This window comes from Burkholderia metallica (assembly GCF_001718555.1).
GTDB lineage: Bacteria > Pseudomonadota > Gammaproteobacteria > Burkholderiales > Burkholderiaceae > Burkholderia > Burkholderia metallica.
The window spans coordinates 419,163-440,294 of record NZ_CP013403.1 but is presented as its reverse complement, the minus strand read 5'-3'; the positions used below and the strand labels follow the sequence as shown (position 1 = coordinate 440,294).

Annotated in this window: 21 protein-coding genes; 5 read left to right on the top strand and 16 right to left on the bottom strand. The window is 67.9% G+C overall.

What is annotated here, in order from left to right:
* Window positions 1-7: 7 nt before the first annotated feature.
* From groL to WJ16_RS21755, 4 genes are all read left to right on the top strand, one after another.
* Window positions 8-1,648 carry a chaperonin GroEL gene (gene groL / locus WJ16_RS21775; RefSeq protein ID WP_069259159.1) on the top strand — a complete coding sequence of 547 codons (1,641 nt, stop codon included), beginning with the start codon at window positions 8-10 and terminating at the stop codon, window positions 1,646-1,648.
* Between the two features lie 637 nt (window positions 1,649-2,285).
* Entirely contained in the window at window positions 2,286-2,657 is a 372-nt protein-coding gene (locus WJ16_RS21770) for a DUF6697 family protein (RefSeq protein WP_039354345.1), read from the top strand.
* A gap of 417 nt (window positions 2,658-3,074) precedes the next feature.
* Window positions 3,075-3,596 carry a PTS sugar transporter subunit IIA gene (locus WJ16_RS21760; RefSeq protein WP_069259158.1) on the top strand — a complete coding sequence of 174 codons (522 nt, stop codon included), beginning with the start codon at window positions 3,075-3,077 and terminating at the stop codon, window positions 3,594-3,596.
* Between the two features lie 48 nt (window positions 3,597-3,644).
* On the top strand, window positions 3,645-4,538 hold the full coding sequence (locus tag WJ16_RS21755; RefSeq protein WP_069259157.1) for an amino acid kinase family protein: 894 nt from the start codon (window positions 3,645-3,647) through the stop codon (window positions 4,536-4,538).
* 57 nt (window positions 4,539-4,595) lie between these two features.
* Here WJ16_RS21755 and WJ16_RS21750 read toward each other — a convergent pair whose 3' ends face one another.
* From WJ16_RS21750 to WJ16_RS21695, 12 genes are all read right to left on the bottom strand, one after another.
* Window positions 4,596-6,596: a family 2A encapsulin nanocompartment cargo protein cysteine desulfurase gene (locus WJ16_RS21750; RefSeq protein WP_069259156.1), complete on the bottom strand. Its 2,001-nt coding sequence runs from the start codon at window positions 6,594-6,596 to the stop codon at window positions 4,596-4,598.
* A complete protein-coding gene (locus WJ16_RS21745; protein ID WP_021156739.1) occupies window positions 6,571-7,503 on the bottom strand; it encodes a family 2A encapsulin nanocompartment shell protein in 933 nt (310 codons plus the stop codon). Before WJ16_RS21745 ends, WJ16_RS21750 begins: the two co-directional genes overlap by 26 nt.
* Window positions 7,504-7,639: 136 nt before the next feature.
* Window positions 7,640-7,861 (bottom strand): helix-turn-helix domain-containing protein, encoded by a 222-nt coding sequence (locus WJ16_RS21740; protein WP_069259155.1) that lies wholly within the window; start codon window positions 7,859-7,861, stop codon window positions 7,640-7,642.
* An 8-nt stretch (window positions 7,862-7,869) separates the two neighbouring features.
* Entirely contained in the window at window positions 7,870-8,811 is a 942-nt protein-coding gene (gene epsC, locus WJ16_RS21735; RefSeq protein ID WP_069259154.1) for a serine O-acetyltransferase EpsC, read from the bottom strand.
* Window positions 8,812-8,843: 32 nt separating this feature from the next.
* A complete protein-coding gene (locus WJ16_RS21730) occupies window positions 8,844-9,314 on the bottom strand; it encodes a rhodanese-like domain-containing protein (protein ID WP_069259153.1) in 471 nt (156 codons plus the stop codon).
* Between the two features lie 374 nt (window positions 9,315-9,688).
* Window positions 9,689-11,089, bottom strand: coding sequence for an amidase family protein (locus tag WJ16_RS21725; protein ID WP_069259152.1), 1,401 nt, complete (start codon window positions 11,087-11,089; stop codon window positions 9,689-9,691).
* Window positions 11,090-11,165: 76 nt separating this feature from the next.
* Entirely contained in the window at window positions 11,166-11,957 is a 792-nt protein-coding gene (locus tag WJ16_RS21720) for an alpha/beta fold hydrolase (protein WP_069261077.1), read from the bottom strand.
* Between the two features lie 84 nt (window positions 11,958-12,041).
* Entirely contained in the window at window positions 12,042-12,368 is a 327-nt protein-coding gene (locus WJ16_RS21715) for a DUF4148 domain-containing protein (RefSeq protein WP_069259151.1), read from the bottom strand.
* Between the two features lie 285 nt (window positions 12,369-12,653).
* The gene (locus WJ16_RS21710) at window positions 12,654-13,196 is read right to left on the bottom strand and encodes a cytochrome P460 family protein (RefSeq protein WP_069259150.1); all 543 of its coding nucleotides are present in this window, start codon (window positions 13,194-13,196) and stop codon (window positions 12,654-12,656) included.
* Window positions 13,196-14,239, bottom strand: a complete 1,044-nt coding sequence (locus tag WJ16_RS21705) for an alpha/beta fold hydrolase (RefSeq protein WP_069259149.1) — start codon at window positions 14,237-14,239, stop codon at window positions 13,196-13,198. The genes WJ16_RS21710 and WJ16_RS21705 overlap by 1 nt, the downstream gene beginning before the upstream one ends.
* A 391-nt stretch (window positions 14,240-14,630) precedes the next feature.
* A complete protein-coding gene (locus WJ16_RS21700; RefSeq protein ID WP_069259148.1) occupies window positions 14,631-15,908 on the bottom strand; it encodes an epoxide hydrolase family protein in 1,278 nt (425 codons plus the stop codon).
* 203 nt (window positions 15,909-16,111) lie between these two features.
* Entirely contained in the window at window positions 16,112-16,816 is a 705-nt protein-coding gene (locus WJ16_RS21695; RefSeq protein ID WP_069261076.1) for an SDR family oxidoreductase, read from the bottom strand.
* 134 nt (window positions 16,817-16,950) lie between these two features.
* Here WJ16_RS21695 and gcvA point away from each other — a divergent pair, with 134 nt between their 5' ends.
* Entirely contained in the window at window positions 16,951-17,844 is an 894-nt protein-coding gene (gene gcvA, locus WJ16_RS21690; protein WP_069259147.1) for a transcriptional regulator GcvA, read from the top strand.
* Window positions 17,845-17,860: 16 nt separating this feature from the next.
* On the opposite strand, the gene WJ16_RS21685 is transcribed toward gcvA, so the two are convergent.
* From WJ16_RS21685 to WJ16_RS21670, 4 genes are all read right to left on the bottom strand, one after another.
* Window positions 17,861-18,457, bottom strand: coding sequence for a pyridoxamine 5'-phosphate oxidase family protein (locus WJ16_RS21685; RefSeq protein WP_069259146.1), 597 nt, complete (start codon window positions 18,455-18,457; stop codon window positions 17,861-17,863).
* Between the two features lie 96 nt (window positions 18,458-18,553).
* Window positions 18,554-18,754 (bottom strand): hypothetical protein, encoded by a 201-nt coding sequence (locus WJ16_RS21680; protein ID WP_069259145.1) that lies wholly within the window; start codon window positions 18,752-18,754, stop codon window positions 18,554-18,556.
* 12 nt (window positions 18,755-18,766) lie between these two features.
* Window positions 18,767-19,966: an aminotransferase-like domain-containing protein gene (locus WJ16_RS21675; RefSeq protein WP_069259144.1), complete on the bottom strand. Its 1,200-nt coding sequence runs from the start codon at window positions 19,964-19,966 to the stop codon at window positions 18,767-18,769.
* Window positions 19,967-20,156: 190 nt separating this feature from the next.
* Window positions 20,157-21,125, bottom strand: a complete 969-nt coding sequence (locus tag WJ16_RS21670) for an alpha-amylase family protein (RefSeq protein WP_069259143.1) — start codon at window positions 21,123-21,125, stop codon at window positions 20,157-20,159.
* Window positions 21,126-21,132 lie beyond the last annotated feature (7 nt).

Here is a 21,132-nt window from a genome sequence, read left to right as displayed (position 1 = left end):
CGCAATCATGGCAGCGAAGGAAATCATTTTCAGCGACGTCGCACGGGCGCGGCTGACCGAAGGCGTGAACATTCTCGCGAACGCGGTGAAGGTCACGCTCGGGCCGAAGGGCCGCAACGTCGTGCTCGAACGCAGCTTCGGCGCGCCGGTCGTCACGAAGGACGGCGTGTCGGTCGCGAAGGAAATCGAACTCGCGGACAAGCTGCAGAACATCGGCGCGCAGCTCGTGAAGGAAGTCGCGTCGCGCACCAGCGACGCCGCCGGCGACGGCACCACGACGGCCACCGTGCTCGCGCAGGCGATCGTCCGCGAAGGCCAGAAATACGTGGCGGCCGGGCTCAATCCGCTCGACCTGAAGCGCGGCATCGACAAGGCCGTCGCCGCGGCCGTCGACGAGCTGAAGAAGATCAGCCGGCCAACCACCACGAGCAAGGAAATCGCGCAGGTCGCGACGATCTCCGCGAACGGCGAGGAATCGATCGGCCAGCGCATCGCGGAAGCGATCGACCGCGTCGGCAAGGAAGGCGTGATCACCGTCGAGGACGGCAAGTCGCTCGCGGACGAACTCGATGTCGTCGAAGGGCTGCAGTTCGATCGCGGCTATCTGTCGCCGTACTTCATCAACAATCCCGACAAGCAGATCGCCGAGATCGAAAGCCCGTACATCCTGCTGCACGACAAGAAGATCTCGAACATCCGCGACCTGCTGCCGGTGCTCGAACAGGTCGCGAAGTCGGGCCGGCCGCTGCTGATCATCGCCGAAGACGTCGAAGGCGAGGCACTCGCGACGCTCGTCGTGAACAACATCCGCGGGATCCTGAAGACGGTGGCCGTGAAGGCGCCGGGCTTCGGCGACCGCCGCAAGGCGCTGCTCGAGGACATCGCGATCCTCACCGGCGGGCAGGTGATCGCCGAGGAAACGGGCCTCACGCTCGAGAAGGCGACGCTCGCCGAGCTCGGCCAGGCGAAGCGCATCGAGGTCGGCAAGGAAAACACGACCGTGATCGACGGCGCGGGCGATGCGAAGAACATCGAAGCGCGCGTGAAGCAGATCCGCGTGCAGATCGACGAAGCGACGTCGGACTACGACCGTGAAAAGCTGCAGGAGCGCGTCGCGAAGCTCGCGGGCGGCGTCGCGGTGATCAAGGTCGGCGGGGCCACCGAAATCGAAGTGAAGGAGAAGAAGGACCGCGTGGACGACGCGCTGCACGCGACGCGCGCGGCCGTCGAGGAAGGCATCGTGCCGGGTGGCGGCGTCGCGCTGATCCGCGTGCGGCAGGCGATCCGCGATCTGCAGGGCGTGAATCCCGACCAGAACGCGGGCATCAAGATCGTGCTGCGCGCGCTCGAGGAACCGCTGCGCCAGATCGTCACGAACGCGGGCGAGGAAGCGAGCGTCGTCGTCGCGAAGGTGGCCGAAGGCTCGGGCAACTTCGGGTACAACGCGCAGACCGGCGAATACGGCGACCTCGTCGAATCGGGCGTGCTCGATCCGACCAAGGTCACGCGCACGGCGCTGCAGAACGCGGCGTCGGTCGCCGGGCTGCTGCTGACGACCGATGCGACCGTGTTCGAAGCGCCGAAGGATGCGGCACCGGCGGCGGCGCCGGGCGGCCCGGGTGCGGGCGGGCCGGGGTTCGATTTCTGATTACGCAGTGCAGTGCGGTGCGTGTGCCGGTTCGCCGGCATGCGCACGATCCCGTGGACTCCCCTGCGCGTGGCGACGCAAGTCGTCACGCGTTTTTTTCGTTGTGGTGCCGTCGATGCGCGGCGACGGATACCACGTCGTGGCCGCACCTCGTATGAGTGCAGGCGCCATCTACCTGATCCGGCTCGGCCTGAAAATGATCGTCATCCCGCACGGGCCGCATAACCTTTACGACCTTTTTACTTGCGCCCGCGCACGCGTTCACTAGAATGTGTTCGCAATCGATCCCTCACCGAGTACGCCCATGCGCATCCGAAGTCCTCGCCCCCCGAGTTGCTTTTCTGCCTGACCGGCAGGACGCCTGCGTCTCTCCTTTCCCGAGCCACCGTCCTGCCAGCAGGCGGACGGTGCGCGCCGTAGTCCTTCCCGTGCACGCTTGAACACGACGTCGATGCGTTGATCGCGCATCGCACGGGCCAAGCGTATCCGCGCGGAAATTCCCTTGGCACGACGCGCCATCGATCCGCCTCCGCGGCCGCGATCGATTGGCATGCCCCGCAGTCCGCATTTCGATCCAGCCTCATTACTTCGCATACCTGATTTAACCAACGGAAATTTCCGACACCGGAGCCCGACCATGTTCGAGATCGACAAGCAGTACACCCGCGAATTCATCCACACCGCGTGCGGCGGCAGCAAGCAGGCATTCCTGCCGACGAAGAACGGCAAGGTTGTGGCCGCCTGCCTGCGCACGGACCTCAACCCGCACGCGCCCGACGTGATCCTCTGCGACGGCAGCGCGTCCGCGCGAGCGGCCGGCAGGACGCTCGCCGCGCAACGCGATGCGATTCCGGTGTTCATCCGCATGGCCACGGACGCGTACCGCTTCGTTGGCCAGTACGTCGTCAGCGAATCGCTCACCGCACCGCTCGACTGCGCGCCTTACGTACGCAACAGCAGCTTCACGCCCGGTCAGATCTCGCGCGTGCTCAAGCTCAAGCGTTGCTGATACGCAATGCGGGGCGCCTCGCGTGCCCCGTTCCGGCCATCTTTCATACAGGAGCCATCATGCTTGGCCTGACGTTCTGGAAACACGTGATCGGTGCGCGGACCGATGCCATCCGCGATGACAGGGCGGCTGCACACGACCGGCATCGACGGGTGTCGAGAACGCTCGTGCTGACCAGCGCCGCGGTGGCGTTCGCGGCGATCGCGTTCGGCGCGCCCGTCGTCGGCATTTCGGTGTTCCTGCTGACGACGCTGCCGTTCGTGCTGTCGGGCACCTGAAGGCTTGCATACCGGGCGCGTCGCGTGAACCGCGCCGCGATCGATACACTTTTTTAATGCCGCCCCCCTGCGTATCTGACACCGTCTTTACACGCACTTGTCTAGGATTTCCGTGTCATCCCGACACGGAGAGATCCGCATGCAAACGCAGCAGGCCGCCGCCGGCGGCCAACCCGACCTTCCCTACCGACGCGGCGGCGCACCGTTCGCGACCCGGCTGGCCGACGCCTGCCCGCCGGACCACATCCTGCTCGACGTACCGGTCGAAAGCGCGATCCAGTTGTTCGACCTCGTCGCGCGACATATCGAGCGCGGCAGCGGTGTGCCTGCGGAACGGATCAGGACCGAACTGACGAAGCGCGAACAACTCGGCTCGACCGCACTCGGCCAGGGCGTCGCGATTCCGCATGCGCGTGTCGACGGGCTCGGTTCGGCCGTCGCGCTGTTCGTGCGCGCGCTGTACCCGTTCGCGTTCAATGCGCCCGACCGCAAGCCCGTGCGCGAATTCGTCGTGCTGGCGCTGCCGAAAGCCGACGATCGCGCACACCTCGAACTGCTCGCCGACGCGGCGCGATGCTTCAGCGATCGCGCGTTCCGGCAGGCGTCGCGCGATGCGCCGACACCCGACGCGATTCACCGGCTCATGCAACACGTGCAATAACGCCGCGTCGTGCGGCGACAAGCGCTCCCCTCATCCATTCGAACACCCATGTTCCCAGACCCTGAAAGTTCCACCCTTACATCGCGTCGCGCCGCCGGACTGGCGCGCTCGCTACCGTTCATGCAGGCCCTGCACGGGCAGACCGTCGTCATCGTCGAAGGCGGTGCGGCGAGCGATACGCACGCCCGTGCGGCCTTCGCGCAGGACGTCGCGCTGCTCGCGCTCACCGGGGTTCGCCCGATCGTCGTCCAGCGCGTACCGGCCGCATCCGATACGCAATCGATCCACGCCGTTCACGCGGCGATGGCCGGCATCAATCATGAACTGGTGCGCTTGATCGGCAGTCACGGCGCCAAGGCGATCGGCATCGACGGTCACGACGGCGGCCTGCTGGTAGCAAGCACGGATTCCGACCGGCTCGATACGCGCGAGGTCGCCCGCTTCGACGGCGCCGCGCTGAACGCGTTCGTCGAGAACGGACTGGTGCCCGTCGTGATGCCGGTCGCGCCCGACGACGCGGGCCATGATCACCTGCTGCGCGCCGAACGCGTGGGCAGCCTCTTCGCACAGCGCACGGGCGCGGTGACGCTGGTAATGATGGTCGACGGCGCGCTGCTGCGCGAACTCGACGCGCTCGCCGGGCTCTACGGCATCACGGAACTCGAACAATGGCTGGCCGAGCATCCGGCCGCCGCTGCAGCGCCTTGCGTGCGGGAAGCGCTCGATGCGCTCGCGCACGGCGTACAGAACGTCCATCTCGCCGATAGCGCGCAACCCGAATCGCTGATCGACGAACTGCTCACGGAGGAAGGATCGGGGGTCGTGTTCTGCCGTCGCGGCAACACCGATCTGCTCGCGGAAGCCCGGCGCTATTTCGCGGATTCGGCGAGCGTGCTGCGCGACGGGTTCAGCGTTGAGCAGAAGCAGGTCGTGCGGTTCTGATCGTGCGGTGACAAGGCGCTTGCGGCGACCCGCACGGGCCGCCGCAAGCGCATGCCGTCAACGTCGCGTCGCCAGCCGCCGCACGACGCGCACCAGCGCATCGACTTCGTCGCACGTGTTGTAGAACGCGAGCGACGGCCGCACGGTGGCTTCGAGCCCGAACCGCCGCAGGATCGGCTGCGCGCAGTGATGCCCCGAGCGCACCGCGATGCCCTCTTCGTTCAGCGCCTGCCCGACCTCCTCGGTTTCATAGCCCTTCAGCACGAACGACAGCACGCTCGCCTTGTCGCGCGCGGTGCCGACGAGCCGCACGCCCGGCACCGGCGCGAGCACGCTCGTTGCATAGGCGAGCAGGTCGTGCTCGTAGCGCGCGATGTTCTCGATACCGACCCGGCTCACGTAGTCGAGCGCCGCACCAAGCCCCACCGCATCCGCGATGTTGCCGGTGCCGGCTTCGAACCGGTTCGGCGGCGGCTGGAACACCGTGCGCTCGAACGTCACGTCCGCGATCATGTTGCCGCCACCCTGCCACGGCGGCATGTCGTCGAGGATCGCCCGCTTGCCGTACACGACGCCGATCCCGGTCGGCCCGTAGATCTTGTGCCCGGAAAACACGAAGAAATCCGCGTCGAGCGCCTGCACGTCCACGCGCATGTGCGAGATCGACTGCGCGCCGTCGACGAGCGCCTTCGCGCCGGCACGATGCGCAAGCTCGACGATCTCCTTCACCGGCACGACCGTGCCGAGCGCGTTCGACACCTGCGTGACGGACACGATCTTCGTGCGGTCGTTGAGCAGCTTCCGGTATTCGTCGAGCAGCACCTGCCCCGAATCGTCGACCGGGATCACGCGCAGCTTCGCGCCCTTCTGCGCGGCAAGCTGCTGCCACGGCACGATGTTCGCGTGATGCTCGAGATGCGACACGACGATCTCGTCGCCTTCGCCGACGTTCTGCACGCCCCACGTTTTCGCGATCAGGTTGATCGCCTCGGTCGTGCCGCGCACGAATACGATTTCGTCGGGCGACGACGCGCCGATGAAGCGCTGCACCGTTTCCCGCGCGTGCTCGTAAGCATCCGTCGCGCGGCCGGCCAACGCATGCGCGGCACGGTGGATGTTCGAGTTCTCGTGCGCATAGAAATACGCGAGCCGGTCGATCACGGCCTGCGGCTTGTGCGTGGTCGCCGCATTGTCGAACCACACGAGCGGCTTGCCGTTCACGCGCTCCTGCAGGATCGGGAAATCGCGGCGGATCGCGTTCACGTCGAACGGCGGGTGCGCGCCACGATGCAACTGGCCTTGCGGCTCGGCTGCATGCGCATCGTCGATGAAGTAGCGCGGCACGTCGGCGCCCCCCGCTCGCGACACCGGCGCGTCGCGATGCACGGCGAGCAGCTCGCGCAACGCATCGTCGCCCGGCAATCCGAACGCTTCCGGCGACGCAAGGCCGTTCGACGGCACGACGATGTCCTGCGGCGTGGCCTGCCAGCCCTGCAGCGAACCGTCGGTGAAGTAGTACGGCGACGCCTTCACCGCGCTTTCCGGCGCCGGCGCATTCACGTGCGGCACGCCGAGCGCGGCGCCGCCGACACGCGGTTCGAGCGCCGGCGCGATCGACACGACGTTGTCGGGCAGCCCGTTCTGCGCGGCCGCATGCGGCGCGAGCGCGGGGGCGCGGTTGCCGAGCGACAGCACGTGCGTCGGTGCGGACGGCGCGAGGTTCGCGCCGGGCACTTTCCCTTGCGGCAGCGCGAGACCGGGCACGCCGGTGCCCGCGCCGCCCGGCCCCGCGAGCGGCGAGCCGCCCGGTACCGGGTTGCTCACCGACGCGAGGATCGGCGCGGCTGCCGGCAACGCCGACGGCACGCCGCCTGCCGCGCCGCTGCCTGCCGATACCCCGGGCGCGGTAGCCTGCCCGGGCGGCGTCGCGAGGAACTCGGACGCGAGCCGCGCGAGCGTCGCCGGGTCGGGCAAACCGGCCGGCAACGGCGCGTGCGGCAGCGCGTGCGCGTCGCCGCCGGCGAGGCCGGGATTAACGGTAGGTGTCGGGATAGTCATGGAACTTGGCGATTTCGACGTCATCGAGGACAGCCAGCGCATCCGGCGAATGGACCGCGAGCGAGCAATACAGCGAGATCAGGTACGACGCGATCGCCTGGTTGTTGATCCCCATGAAGCGCACCGACAGGCCCGGGCCCTGCTCGCCCGCGACGCCCGGCTGATACAGGCCGACGACACCCTGACGCTTGTCGCCGACGCGCAGCAGCAGGATCTTGGTCTTGCCGTCCGCAACCGGCACCTTGTCCGACGGGATCAGCGGAATGCCGCGCCACGTGAGGAACTGCGAGCCGAACAGGCTGACCGTCGGCGGCGGCACGCCGCGCCGCGTGCATTCGCGGCCGAACGCGGCGATCGCGAGCGGGTGCGTGAGGAAGAACGCCGGCTCCTTCCATACCTTCGTCAGCAGTTCGTCGAGATCGTCCGGCGTCGGCGCGCCCGTCAGCGGGAAGATCCGCTGGTCGTCGGTCACGTTCGCGAGCAGCCCGTAGTCGGGGTTGTTGATCAGCTGGCTTTCCTGCAGCTCCTTGATCGTCTCGATCGTCAGGCGCAGCTGTTCCTTGATCTGGTCGTGAGGACTGCTGTAGAGATCGGAGATCCGCGTATGCACGTCGAGCACCGTGCTCACCGCGTTCAGGAAATACTCGCGCGGCTGTTCCTCGTACGGCACGAAGGTCTGCGGCAGCACGCTTTCGTCCTCGAGCTGCGTGCACGCGGCGCGCACGGCTTCCGGGTTCTTCACCTGGTTCAGCCGATAGATACCGGCCTCGACCGGCACCCATTGCAGCAGATGGGTCAGCCAGCGCGGCGTGATCGTGGAAAGCTGGGGGACGGTCTTGGTAGCGTTCGCTAGTTGGCGGGCGGCGTGATCGCTCAGCGCGGCCGTGCCGCTTGCAACGGTCGACATGTGGGGCTCCGGGTTCTTTAGATGAAAAACGGGATTGCTTATGACGCTGGGTGATTATCGGAAGCACGCCCCTGCCGGCTCAACATGCTATAGCCGTCATGTCGCGTGCATCCGAACGGGAATCGAGGCGGGCGGCCTAGGTGACGTACGCGCCCGGCAGCAGCGTCGAGATCGACACGTCGAACGCGCGCGCGATCTTGTCGGCCGTGACGATCGACGCGATCGCTTCGCCGCGCTCGATCTCGCCGACGTACGAACGGTTCAGCCCCGCATGCTCGGCCAGCTGCTCCTGCGACCACGTGCGTGCTTCGCGCAGCTTGCGCACGGTGGCGCCGAAGTGATGAATGAGTTCGCTCATCGTGCCTCCTACGCGACGCGCGCCGCCGCGCGTGGCGTGGCGTTCGCCTCGCTGCGCAGCACGGCCTGCGTGACGTTTTCGCCGGCCGGCACGTCCTGCGTGAGCCACACGTTGCCGCCGATCACCGCGCCGCGCCCGATCGTCACGCGGCCGAGGATCGTCGCGCCCGCGTAGATCACCACGTCGTCCTCGACGATCGGGTGGCGCGCGAGCCCTTTCTCCAGATGGCCGGCCGCGTCGCGCGGGAAGCGCTTCGCGCCGAGCGTGACGGCCTGGTACACGCGCACGCGCTCACCGATGACCGCCGTCTCGCCGATCACCACACCGGTGCCGTGGTCGATGAAGAAGCCCGCGCCGATGCGCGCGCCCGGATGAATGTCGATGCCGGTTTCCGCATGCGCCTGCTCGGCGATGATCCGCGCGAGCAGCGGCAGGCCGAGCCGGTACAGCTCGTGCGCGAGCCGGTGGTGGATCATCGCGAGGATGCCCGGGTAGCACAGCAGCACCTCGTCGACGCTGCCGGCCGCCGGATCGCCGTGAAACGCGGCCAGCACGTCGCTGTCGAGCAGCCGGCGTATCTCCGGCAGGCGCGCGGCGAATGCCTGCACGGCCGTCGATGCGACTTCGTCGACGCGATCGGGCGGCGGGCCGTCGGCAGGGCGCTGACGCGCCGCATGGCGCAACTCGAGCGTCACCTGCGCGAGCAGCGCATTCAGCGCCGCATCGAGCGCATGTGCCACGTGCAGGTTCTCGCTCTCCTGGCGCAGATCGGGCGGCCCAAGCCGCATCGGGAACAGCACGCCCTTCAGCGCGCCGACGATCTGGGCAAGCGCCTCGCGCGCCGGCAGGTCGCGCCCGCCCGGTTCGAGCGAGCGCCGCTGCTTCTCGCGCCATGCGCGGCGCACCGTCTGCAGCGATTGAACGATGTCGTCGATATCGAATGCGGCCATGCTGCTTTCTCCCCGTAACGGCCGTGAATCAATCAGTCCTGCGCCCACGGCAGACCGCGAAAGCGCCAGCCGTTGCTGCCGCCGCGATGCTGCCGGTCGTCGAGGTCGCCCTCGAATCCTTCGAGCACGTTGAACACCTGCGTGAAACCGCCCTTCGCCGCGGCCTCGGCCGCCTGCGCCGAGCGGTTGCCGCTGCGGCACAGCAGCAGCACGACCGCGTCCTTGCCCGTCTTCGCTTCCAGTTCGCGCACGAAGCGCGGGTTGCGCGTCAGGCTCGTGCCGGTCGCCCACGGCACATGCAGCGACTCCGGCACGTGGCCGACGAATTTCCGTTCCTCGGCCGTGCGCACGTCCACCAGCAACGCGTCGCCGGACGAGAACAGCGCCCACGCGGTCTCCGGCGCGACACTGCCCGCATAGGGCTTGCCGGCCGACGCCGCGGCCGCGCGCGCATCTTCGAGCGCCTGTTGCGCGGCGGTTCGTTCTTCCAATGCAACCGTCATGACACTTCCTCGTTTTCGCAGATTCGTATGAACAAAGACACCGGGAACGCGGCCGTTGCAGCTTGCGTGCTGTCTATAGCCGTCAGCGCCACTATGCGAGTGCGGCGGAGCGAGCAGAACCAATAAAAATTCATTTCCTAATCAGCGCCGCGGGGAATGCAATGGCAGACGCGCGCTATCGGTGCGCGGTCGCCGGCGGGATGGAAAGGGAGAACGGGGGCCGTTCGATGTCGTACATCGAAGGGGGTTGAAAGGAAGGATGAGGACGATCGCCGCGGCATGCGGCGCGTCGTCATGGAATCAGGGATGGAACGGATCACGCCATGCACCGACGAAGCCACCGAGCGTCGCCGATGCACATGTTCTTCAGTACGTCACACCACCGGGTCGACCGCCACGACCTGCACGCCACGCGCTTCGATATCGCGCGCGGCGAGCAGGCACAGATCCTCGCGGTGATGCGTGGCGACCACCTGCACACCCACCGGCACGCCATTCGCGACGGACGTCGTGACGGCCAGCCCCGGCAGCCCCATCGCGGGCAGCGCGCGCAACGTCAGCTGCGCTTCCCACACGCGGTCGAACCCAGCCAGCCCCTGGCGGTCGAGATCGTCGGGAAACGGCAGTTCCGACGACACCGGCAGCAGCAGCACCGCGTATTCGTCGAGAAACAGCCGCCACTCCCGCGTAAGCGTCGTGCGTCGCACCAGCGCGCGGCTGATCACGTCGGCCGGCAGATCGCGCACCTTGCCGCGCACCGCGGCGATCACCGCGGCCGCGCCCGGATCGCCGTCCGCGTCGACCGCGTTCGCGAGCGCGTCGAAACCGTCGCCTAGCCACAATTGCTCCTGCAGCAGCGCGGCCTCGCGCATCGGCGGCGTATCGTCGATTTCGTCGACGGTCCAGCCCGCATCGGCGAGCCGGCGCGCGGCGTCGCGCAACGCGGCCTCGACCTCGGGCACCACCTCCAGGCCGCGCGGACGCACGCACAGCGCCGCGCGCTTCGGCACCTCGCGCCCGTCGAACGGCACGGCCACGTTCCATGGATCGCGCGGATCAGGCGCGACGAACGCACGCAGCGCGAGCGACAGATCGTCGATCGTGCGCGCGATCGGGCCTGCCGTCGACATCAACTGCGCGCCGATCGCGCGCTCGGGAGACGACGCGTTGAAGGCAGGCACGCGGCCGAGCGACGGCCGGATCCCATGGACGCCGCACGCATAGGCCGGGTAACGCACCGAGCCGCCGATGTCGGTGCCGACCGCAAGCGGGCCGATCCCGGCCGCCACGGCCGCCGCCGCGCCGCCACTCGATCCGCCCGGCGTCAGCGACGCATTGCGCGGATTGCGCGTGCGGCCATGCACGAGATTCGACGTGAACCAACGCAATGCAAACGTCGGCGAATTGGTGCGGCCGAGCAGCACGCCGCCGGCCTTCCGGATGTTGGCGACGACCGGGCTGTCGGCTTGCGCGATCAGGGTCTCCTGCAGGCGCGTGCCGTTGGTCGTCGCGAAACCGGCCTGGTCGATGTTGATCTTCACGGTAACGGGCACGCCCGCGAGCGGCCCCGGATCGTCTCCGCGCGCGATCGCGCGATCGACTTCGTCGGCCTGCCGCCGCACGTCGTCGGGACGATGCTCGACCACCGCGTTGATCGCCGGATTCACCGCATCGAGACGAGCGAGCACGGAATCCGCCACTTCGCGCGCCGATACTTCACGCTGACGCACGCGTTTCGCGAGCTCGGTTGCCGACAGTTGCCAGAGTTGCGTCATGACTGCTCCTGATGGAAAGACATCACAATCGCGCGCGGCGCCGTGCTTCGTTACGCAAGCACGGCGCCGCATGCGCTCACTGCGTATCCTGCTTCGCGCGCTCGGCGGCCGCGATGATCGCATCGGCCACGGCCTTCGGCTGGCTCAGCATCGCAACGTGGCTGCCGTTCACGCGTGCGACCGTCGCGCCGATCCGCTTCGCCATCGCTTCCTGCAGCGTCGGATCGATCATCCGGTCCTGCGTCGTGACGACGAACGTCGACGGCTTCGCATGCCACGCGGCTTGCGTGACCTTCTCCGATATGCAGCCACCGTACCACGGCCCTTGGGTTGCCGCGACGATGCGCTGCTGCGCGGACGGCAGGTCCGGCGCGAAATCCTGCGCGATCGCCTTGTCCGACAGCGTCGTGAAACCGCCCGCGTCCTTGCGCAGTTCACCGGCCCACGCGGGCGCCGGGAGCCCCTGCGTGACGTCGGCGATCGACTGGCCGTTGTCGGGCGCGAACGCGGCGACGTACACGAGCGACTTCACCTTGTCGTCGTTGCCCGCCTCGCTGATCACGACACCGGCCCACGAATGGCCGACCAGCACGACTGGCCCCTTCTGCGCGTCGATCGTGCGCTTCGTCGCGGCCGCATCGTCGGCGAGCGAGCTGAGCGGGTTCTGCACCGCCACCACGTGCAGCCCGCGTGCCTCGAGCAGCGGAATCACGCGGTTCCAGCTCGACCCGTCGGCGAACGCGCCGTGCACGAGCACGACGTTGGTGCCCTTCAGGTCTTCCTTCGGTACGGCCTGCGCCGCGACCGTACCAAACAGTCCGCCGATCACCGCGGCGGATACCAGAACGCGTTTCATCAAACCGGCCATCGTCATGCTCCTGCCCATCTCATGTTGTTCAAATGAAGTGCTGTATCGACATACGCGCCTCCGTACAGCGGGCGCGGTACCGGATCACGAATGCGCGTACAGGTCGTCGGCAGCGTTGCGCGCGGAACGCGACCGGGCTGCATCGCGGAGGCCGTCAGGCGTCGACGTATCGGCCACGTTGTCGTCCTGCGACTTCGACGGGCCGTTCTGGTCGGAGCGTGCGACCTGCAGCGCGGCGACGACGTCGTCCGGGTAGTGCGGGCCGCTGCGGGCCGGGTTATAGCCGGCCTGTTCCAGACGGACGAGTTCGGCGCGCACATCGGCACGCGTGAGGCCGTGGCCGGTATCGGCGAACGACAATGCGGGAACGGCGGCGAGGACGGCAACGGCGAGGATTCGAGCGGCTTTCATGAGGGTTCTCCTTGAAGGAAAAAGGTCAGTCGATCATTCGGCATCCGATCCAGATCGTCTGGCATCGAACGTTTGCTGCATGTCGACAGTAGAACCCGCGCACGTATCTGCGATGTTTCCGAAACCGGTGCTTTCTGCATGCCAGTTTTTCAGAAGCGGCCGCAGATACAGTGCGATACAAACCCGCGTGCCGATGCGCACCGCCGCGCCGTGCGCACCACGAAAAAAGGCGTGCCTCGCCGGGCACGCCTTCCGCTCCACTTCACACCGCAACGTCGCATCACCTCATGGCGCGAGCCGCGTGAACACGTAGTCGCGGTTCTTCACCCGCGCCTCGTGGCACGCGAAGCACGTCCGATGCTGACCGATATCGGCCGGCACGCCGTTGACGAAACGCCCGAAGCCCCAGCCGCCCGTCGACGCATAACGGCGCGAGTCCTTCACCATCACCTGCACGGTCGTCGCCTGGCCAGGCACCGTCGCCGGAGGAAACTCGTCGGATTGCTTGCGCTTGTACGCGAGCTTCACGAGGATCGTGCCGTCCGGGAACGGCAACGTCGCCTGTTCGAGCGCGCGGATCGCGACGGGGTTGCCGAGCACCACGCGCAGCTCGTCGAGCGGCGCGGCCTCTTCGGCCGGTGCGACCATTTCCCACTTGCGATAGCCGGGCGGAATCGTCACGCCGTAGATCGGTGACGCGGCCGCGGCCGGCTTCGGCTGTTCCGCGAATGCGACCGTGCCATTCGCCGCCAGCGCACCGGCCAGCAGCACGCCCGCGCCGAGCACACGGCGCGCACCGCGCCGCCACACTTCGATGCGCACCCGCATCACAGATGCTCCACTTGCAGGATCGCATCCGCGAACGCCTGCGGCGCCTCCTGCGGCAAGTTGTGGCCGATACCGCCGGAAATCGTCCGGTGCTGGTACTTGCCCGTGAACTTCTTCGCGTACGCGGCCGGGGCCGGATGCGGTGCGCCGTTCGCGTCGCCTTCCATCGTGATCGTCGGCACCGTGATCGCGGGGCCGGCTGCCAGACGCCGCTCGATGTCGTCGTATTGCGCCTCCCCCTTCGCGAGCCCGAGGCGCCAGCGATAGTTGTGAATCACGACGGCCACGTGGTCGGGATTCCGGAACGACGCGGCCGTGCGCGCAAAGGTTTCGTCGGAGAACTGCCACTTCGGCGACGCGAGCTGCCAGATCAGCTTGTTGAACGCATCGCGGTTCTGCGTGTAGCCGAGTTCGCCGCGTTCGGTCGTGAAGTAGAACTGATACCACCACTGGAATTCCGCCTGCGGCGGCAGCGGCGCGGCGTTCGCCGCCTGGCTGCCGATCAGGTAGCCGCTCACCGATACCAGCGCCTTCACGCGCTGCGGCCACAGCGCCGCGATGATGTCGGCCGTGCGCGCACCCCAGTCGTAGCCGCCGAACACCGCACGGTCGATCTTCAACGCATCCATCAGCGCGACGATGTCGACGGCCGTCACCGCCTGCTGGCCGTTGCGCACCGTGTCGGCCGAGCGGAACGTCGTCGAGCCGTAGCCGCGCAGGTACGGCACGATCACGCGATACCCGGCCGCGACGAGCAGCGGCGCGACTTCCGCATAGCTGTGGATGTCGTACGGCCAGCCGTGCAGCAGGAACACGACGGGGCCGTTCTTCGGCCCGAGATCGGCATACCCGACGTTGAGCACGCCCGCATCGATCTGATGGATCGTGCCGAGCGATGCGACGCCGGCCGCTCGCTTGCCGGCGGATGCAGCGGGCGTCGACTGCGCATGCGCGAGCGCGCTGAAGCCGAGGTCGGCCAGGCTCAGGCTCGCCAGCGTCGAGCCCAGGATCAGGCGGCGGCGGGTGTTCACGGTATCAGGCATGATTCGTTCTCCATTGTCGATCGCTAAGGAAGGGGCCCGCGGCACGTGCGGGCAATCGGGTATCGGCGTTCGCAGCCGTCGCGCATCGCACCGCGCTGTCGTGTGAATCGCTTCACCGGTGTTATATCCGAACCCTCCGGACGCTTTGTATCGCAACGTATCTGTGTGCGAACACGACAAAAAGCGATTCAAAAATCGCCGGGAAAACGACGTTTCGTGACGGTTGCGGGGCGTGTGGGGTAGAACGGGAGAGGAGAAGCGCCGGCCGTCTCGCCGCGTATGAAGGTGATGGATCCGGCTGCGCGTCGGGTCGACGGTGAAGCGACAACGAACACGAGCCGCGCAGCCGTGCAGCCACGTCGGCCCGCATTCGTTATGCAACCCGCTTCGCTTACGCGCGCCGCAACGGCCGGAACCCGGCACGCACTTCACGCGCGAACAGTTCCGGCTCTTCCCATGCCGCGAAGTGCCCGCCCTTGTCGACTTCGTTGAAGTAGATCAGGTTGTGATAACAACGCTCGGCCCAACTGCGCGGCGCCTGGTAGATCTCGCCCGGAAACACCGTGATCGCCGCCGGCAACGAGATATCCGCCGCATTGAAGTTGTTCGAGTGATCTTCCCAGTAGATCTGCGCGGCCGACGTCGCGGTGTTCGTCAGCCAGTACAGCGAGATGTCGTCGAGAATCTCGTCGCGCGGAATCGAGCGCTCGGGCACGCCGCCGCTGTACGTCCATTGCGAGATCTTGTCGTACATCCACGCGGCCTGCCCCGACGGCGAATCGGCAAGCGCGTAGCCGACCGTCTGCGGCCGCGTGACCATCATCGCCGAGTAGCCGCAGTTGTCGCGATAGAACGTCGCGAGCTTCTCGTACGCCGCCTTCTCCTTCGGCGACAGCGAAGCCGGTGCGGGGGCATCGAGCTGGAGCAGCGCCGCGATATCGGGCGGCACCGTCGCCGGCATGTTCACGTGAATCCCGACGAGGGCCTGCACGCGCTGCATCGCCATCCGGTGCGAGATCACCGAGCCGCAATCGCCGCCCTGCGACACGAAGCGCGTATAGCCGAGCCGCGCCATCAGCTCGCCCCACGCCCGCGCGATGTGATCGGAGCCCCAGCCCGGCTTCGTCGGCCGGCCCGAGAAACCGAAGCCCGGCAGCGACGGCACGACCACGTGGAATGCATCGTCCGCGCTCGCGCCGTGCGCGGTCGGGTCCGTCAGCGGGCCGATCGCCTTCAGCAGCTCGAAGACCGAACCGGGCCAGCCGTGCGTCATGATCATCGGCATCGCGTTCTCGTGCCGCGAGCGCACGTGAATGAAATGAATGTCGAGCCCGTCGATCTCGGTAATGAACATCGGGAAGCCGTTCAGGCGCGCCTCGCCCTTGCGCCAGTCGTAGTCGGTGCCCCAGTAGCGTAGCAGCGCCTGCATGCGTGCGAGCCGCACGCCCTGCGATTCATCGGCCACGGTTTCGCGGCCCGGCCAGCGCGTCGCGGCAATGCGGCGGCGCAGGTCGATCACGGCCTCGTCGGGAATGTGCGCGGTGAACGGGCGTATGCCGCTCGCGCCGGTCGCCGCATGCAGCGCGGTGGGCAGCATCGCCGAGACTCCGGCGGCCACGGAAGTGGCCAGCAGGTGGCGGCGCATCGGGGAAAACGGTGTGGAAGACATCGTTCGGCATCCTTTCGTGAAGTGGAAAGTGAGATGCCGCGGGCGGGATCGCGCCCAGGCTTTCGATCCGGCGCGCCCTCGTCACGCGGCGTCGCCCATTTGAAAGGTCTGATGTATCCCGGATTTGTCTGATTTGTACGCGCTTGTAGCTGCTGCACCGCGCGCGGGCGGCCCCCGCCGCCGCTCGCGCGCCGGTATGACGCTCAGAGCCCGTTGACGATCGCGCCATCGACGCGAATGTTCTGCCCGGTGATGTAGCCCGCGCCGTCGGACAGCAGGAACGCGACCGTCTTCGCGATCTCGCCCGTCTTGCCGAAGCGGCCGGCCGGAATGCGCGCGACGATCTCCGGCGTTTCCGGCCAGCTGTCGATGAAGCCCGGCAGCACCGCGTTCATCCGGATGTTCTCGGCCGCGTAGCGTTCCGCGTAAAGACGCGTCCACGCGCTCAGCGCCGCGCGCAGCGCCGACGAAACGGGCATCGGCCGCTCGGGCGCGTCCGCCGCGAAGCTCGAGATGTTGACCACTGCGCCGCCGCCCTGCTTCTGGAAGATCGGCGTCACGCGGCGCATCACGCGCACCACGTTCAGCAGGATCAGGTCGAGCCCCGCATGCCAGTTTTCGTCGGTGATCGCCAGCAGTTCGCCCTTCGGCGGATGCCCGGTGTTGTTGACCACCGCATCGATGCGCCCGTAGCGCGCGACCGTTTCCTGCACCAGACGCTCGATATCGGCTTCTTCCGTCACCGAACCCTTGATGCCGAAACCGCCCAGTTCGTCGCCGAGCGCCACCGCGCTGCCCGACGGCGACATCAGCGCGACGCGGTAGCCGGTCGCCGCCAGTTCGCGCGCGATCGCCGCGCCCATGCCCTTGCCCGCCGCCGTGATCAACGCTACTTTTTCTACAGTCACGATGTGCTCCTCGTTCGAATCCTGCCGCCGCGCAGCCGCCATTCGGCGCGCCATGGTGGTAATGTAGGCGCATCCATCACCCCTGTCGAACCAGTATTTCTGCCGCCAGACGATAGTTTTTCTACAGCCTCAAGATGCCGCCCCGCCCTTCACGCCTGCCGCCGCTGAATGCCCTTCGCGCGTTCGAAGTGTCCGCGCGGCACCTCAATTTCCGCGCCGCGGCCGACGAGATCGGCGTCACGCAGGGCGCCGTCGCGCAGCAGGTGCGCCACCTCGAGGACGTGCTCGGCCTGAAGCTGTTCGAGCGCCTGCCGCGCGGCCTCGCGCTGACCCACGACGGCGCCGCGTATTTCTCCGACGTGCAGCGCGCGCTGCACGCGATCGCCGACGCGACCGACAAGCTCGTGAAGCGGCGCGCCGCGCTGACGATCAGCACGACGCCGTCGTTCGCGTCGAAGTGGCTGATCCCGCGGCTCGCGCAGTTCACCGATGCGCATCCCGACTACGACGTGCGCGTGATCGCCGACCCGCAGATCGCGACGTTCCGCCACGACGGCGTCGATCTCGCGATCCGCTACGGCAAGCCGCCGTTCGGCAAGCACCTCGTCGCGCATGCGCTGTTCCCTCTCGACGTATGCGCGGTCTGCAGCCCCGCGCTGCTGGCCGAGCCCGCGTCGCCGCACGCGCTCGCGGGCCACGTGCTGCTGCACGACGCGCACGATCTGTGGCCCGAGTTCCTCGCCGCAATGCCGGAGCCCGTCGACGTCGATCCGCACAAGGGGCTGCGCTTCAACCAGACGTCGCTCGCGATCGATGCGGCCGTCGCCGGCCAGGGCATCGCGCTCGCCACCGATCCGCTCGTCGAGCGCGACATCGCGGCCGGCCGGCTGTGCAAGCCGTTCGATTTCGCGTTTCCGCTGTCGGTGGGGTTCTATCTGGTGTATCCGGCCGAGCGGCGCGACGACGATGCGATCGTCGTGATGCGCGAGTGGATGGCCATGCAGGCGGCGTCGGACAGGCGGGCTTGAGCGGACGTCGGCGGCGTCAGGGCGCGATCCAGCGGCTTTCGCAGCCGCCCGCATGCAAGTCGAACACCGCGCGGCGATGGCCGGCGCGCGCGAGTTCGAGCCAGTCGATGCGCGTCACGCTCACGTGAATCACGCAGAAGTTGTCATAGCCGTCGGCGGCCGGCGTCGAATCCTGACTCGTCGGGAGATGCGCCGCCTCGGGCGAGTCGACCCGCGTACCGGGCGGCAACGGCGCACGATACAGCAGCAGCGTATGCGGACGGCTCGATTGCCAGACCGCGCGCCGTTGCGCGTCGTCGTCGCAGATCGATGCAACGCCTTCCACGCGAATCTGCACGAGCGCATCGAGATCGCTCGCAACGAGCGCGATGCGCGGATCGCGACGCAGCTCGGCGACTTTCTCCGACCGTGCATCGGTATGAAACGACAGCATGCGCTCGGCACGGCTCGCGTGACGCAATACGATCGTGCGAACCTTCGGCGCACCGTCGACGCCGAGCGTCGCGGCCTGCAGCATCGTGAACGGCGAGCGCTGGGCGCTCACGCCGGATTCGAGGCACGACCACGCGCGGTCGTACGTTTGCGTGAGCGATTCGGAAGTCGGGTCGGACATAAAGGGCGGCGATCGCGCGTGGGTCGATCGCGCAAGCTTACCCGTTTGCGTCGGCGGCGGCGCGCATGCGATGCCGCCGCCGTATTGGCATGCCGCTCAGTTGTAGCCGAGCACGACCGGCGCGGCCTCGCCAGCATCGGCGGCATCGGCCGCCGGCTCCGCGCCGAAGCGGCCGAGCACGTCGGCCACGTACTGCGGCCCCGCGCTGATCTGCGACGACCGGTGCGCCACCGGCCGGCTATCGCCCGCGCCCGGCGCGGCGCCGGTAGATACGGTGTCGTTGACGGTGACGTTCATGTCGAGGTTTCCTCACGCAGCGAGCGCCGCACCATACGCGCGCACGAGACGCGCGACGCCTTCCCGGATCGCGTCGACGTCCGGCGCGGCGAACGACAGGCGCAGCGACGCCGCGTCGACGTTGTCCGCGAAGAACGCTTTGCCGGGCACGAACACGACCTTGTTCGCGATCGCCTGTTGCAGCAGCACGTCCGACGACACCGCGCCGATGCGCGCCCACACGAACATCCCGCCTTCCGGACGATGGAATTCGATCGCGTCGCCGAGGCCGTCGCGCAGCGCGTCGCACATCGCATCGCATTTGCGCCGGTATGCGGCCGCGATGCGCGGCAGATGGCGTTCGAGCGCGCCGTCGGCCAGATATTCGGCGGCGGTCGCCTGCGTCCACGGCGTGCTGCACAGATCGACCGTCTGCTTCGCGATCACGCAGCGCCGTGCGATCTCGGCCGGCGCGATCGTCCAGCCCACGCGCAGCCCCGGTGCGACGATCTTCGACAGGCTCGCGAAATGCACGATCCAGTCGCGCGCGCCGTCGACTTGATCGGCGAGCGCCAGCATCGACGGCACGGGCTCGCCCGCGAAACGCAGGTCGGCGTACGGATCGTCCTCGACGATCAGGAAACGGTACTGCACCGCGAGACGCAGCAGCTTCAGCCGACGCTCGCGCGTAAGCGTCGCGCCCGTCGGGTTCGCGAAGGTCGGCACCGTATAGAGCAGCTTCGGCTGCGCGATCGCGCCGGACGCGAGCTGTTCGCCGAGACGATCGACGTCGAGCCCAGCGCCGTCGACCGGAATCGTCACGATGCGCGCCTGCTGCAGACGCATCGCCTGCAGCGTCGCCGGATAAGCAGGCTGCTCGGTGAACACGACGTCGCCGGGCGACACCATCACGCGCAGCAGCAGATCGAGGCCCTGCTGCGACCCGGTCGTGACGAGCAGTTCGGCCGCCGTGCACGCCACGCCGCGACGCGCCATCAGCGCGATCAGTTGCTGCTTCAGGTCGGCGAGGCCGTCGGTCGGGCCGTATTGCAGGCAGCGTACGGGCTGCGCGTACGCGCGCGCGGCGGCCGCGTTCAGGCCGTCGACGTCGAACAGGTCGCTGGCCGGATAGCCGCCCGCAAAGGAAATCATGCCCGGTTCGGACAGGTACTTGAACAGTTCGCGGATCGGCGAGCCGGCGGGATTCTGGAATGAGGGAGTGAACGCGTACATGTCGTCGTGAGCTGGAGGGCGCGGACGGCCGGGATAGCCGCCCGATGCCGGCCGCCGCGGCGCTTCTGGCGCGACGGCGGCGAAATCGAGCCACGATTGTCGATAGTCATTAAGGCCGCGGCAAACGATATCTATGCACTAGGTCTTGCGGTTTGGTCATCACATCGCGCCGGGGCGGCATCCGGCCGGATCAGTGCGGCGTCACCGCGGGCGCGGCCGGCGGCGGCCCCGGCTTCCACGTCGACAGCGCGCGTGCGAGGTCGTCGGACACATAGTGCGGACCGTCGAACAGATAGACCGGATAGCCGCGATACGCGACCAGTTGCCTGCTCAACTCGTCGGCGCTGGCGGAACGGAACCCGCCCCGCTCGGCGGGCCGGAATGCTTCGGCGATGACCCGCACGCGGCGTTTGCCCAGTCTTGCAGCCAGTTCGTCGACGTAGCTGCGCGCGACATACGGCTCGCGGGCATACACGCCGCAGCCGTCCTGGAAGAACACGCCGACGTCCGACGGCAGCCACGCGGCGAGCCAGTCGGCGAGCGCCTTTCCGCCGATATTGGTCTGGTCGTACACGCTCACCCACAGCGGACGCGGCAGCCGCTGCAGCACCGCGGCAAGCTTCGGCGCATCCTGCCAGGTCGGATCGATCTCGACCGGGAAGTAGTAGCCGGTGACATGCAGCGGGAGCGATGCGCGCGCCACTTCCAGCGACTGGTCGGCGAGCGTCGACAGATGGGTGCGCGCGCGTTTTTCGTCCTGGTAGCCGGCGAGGCCGAGAATCACGTTCCGGGCCCACGGCTCACGGCCGATACGTTCCCAGTCGGGCAGGTGCGCGGCAGGCTGGATGCGGGTATTCGCGACGTACGCGGTATCGTCGACCGCGATCCATTGAATCAGCAGATCGCTGACACCGAGGATCTGCCAGTTGCCGACCGGACGGGTCGTCGCGTTGTCCACCTGCCAGACGATGCCGTCGGCGTGCACGTCGTGCGCGGTCCAGCTACAGGCGGCCACGACGAGCGACGCGCCGATCGCCGCGAGCGTCGCCGTGCGGGGCGAACGCGGCGCGCCGGCGAACGGGCCGGGCCGCGTCGCGCGCCGAAACCGGCGCATACGCTGGCGAATCCTGCGCAACACCGGGATCGCATACGGGGTCATCGCTCGC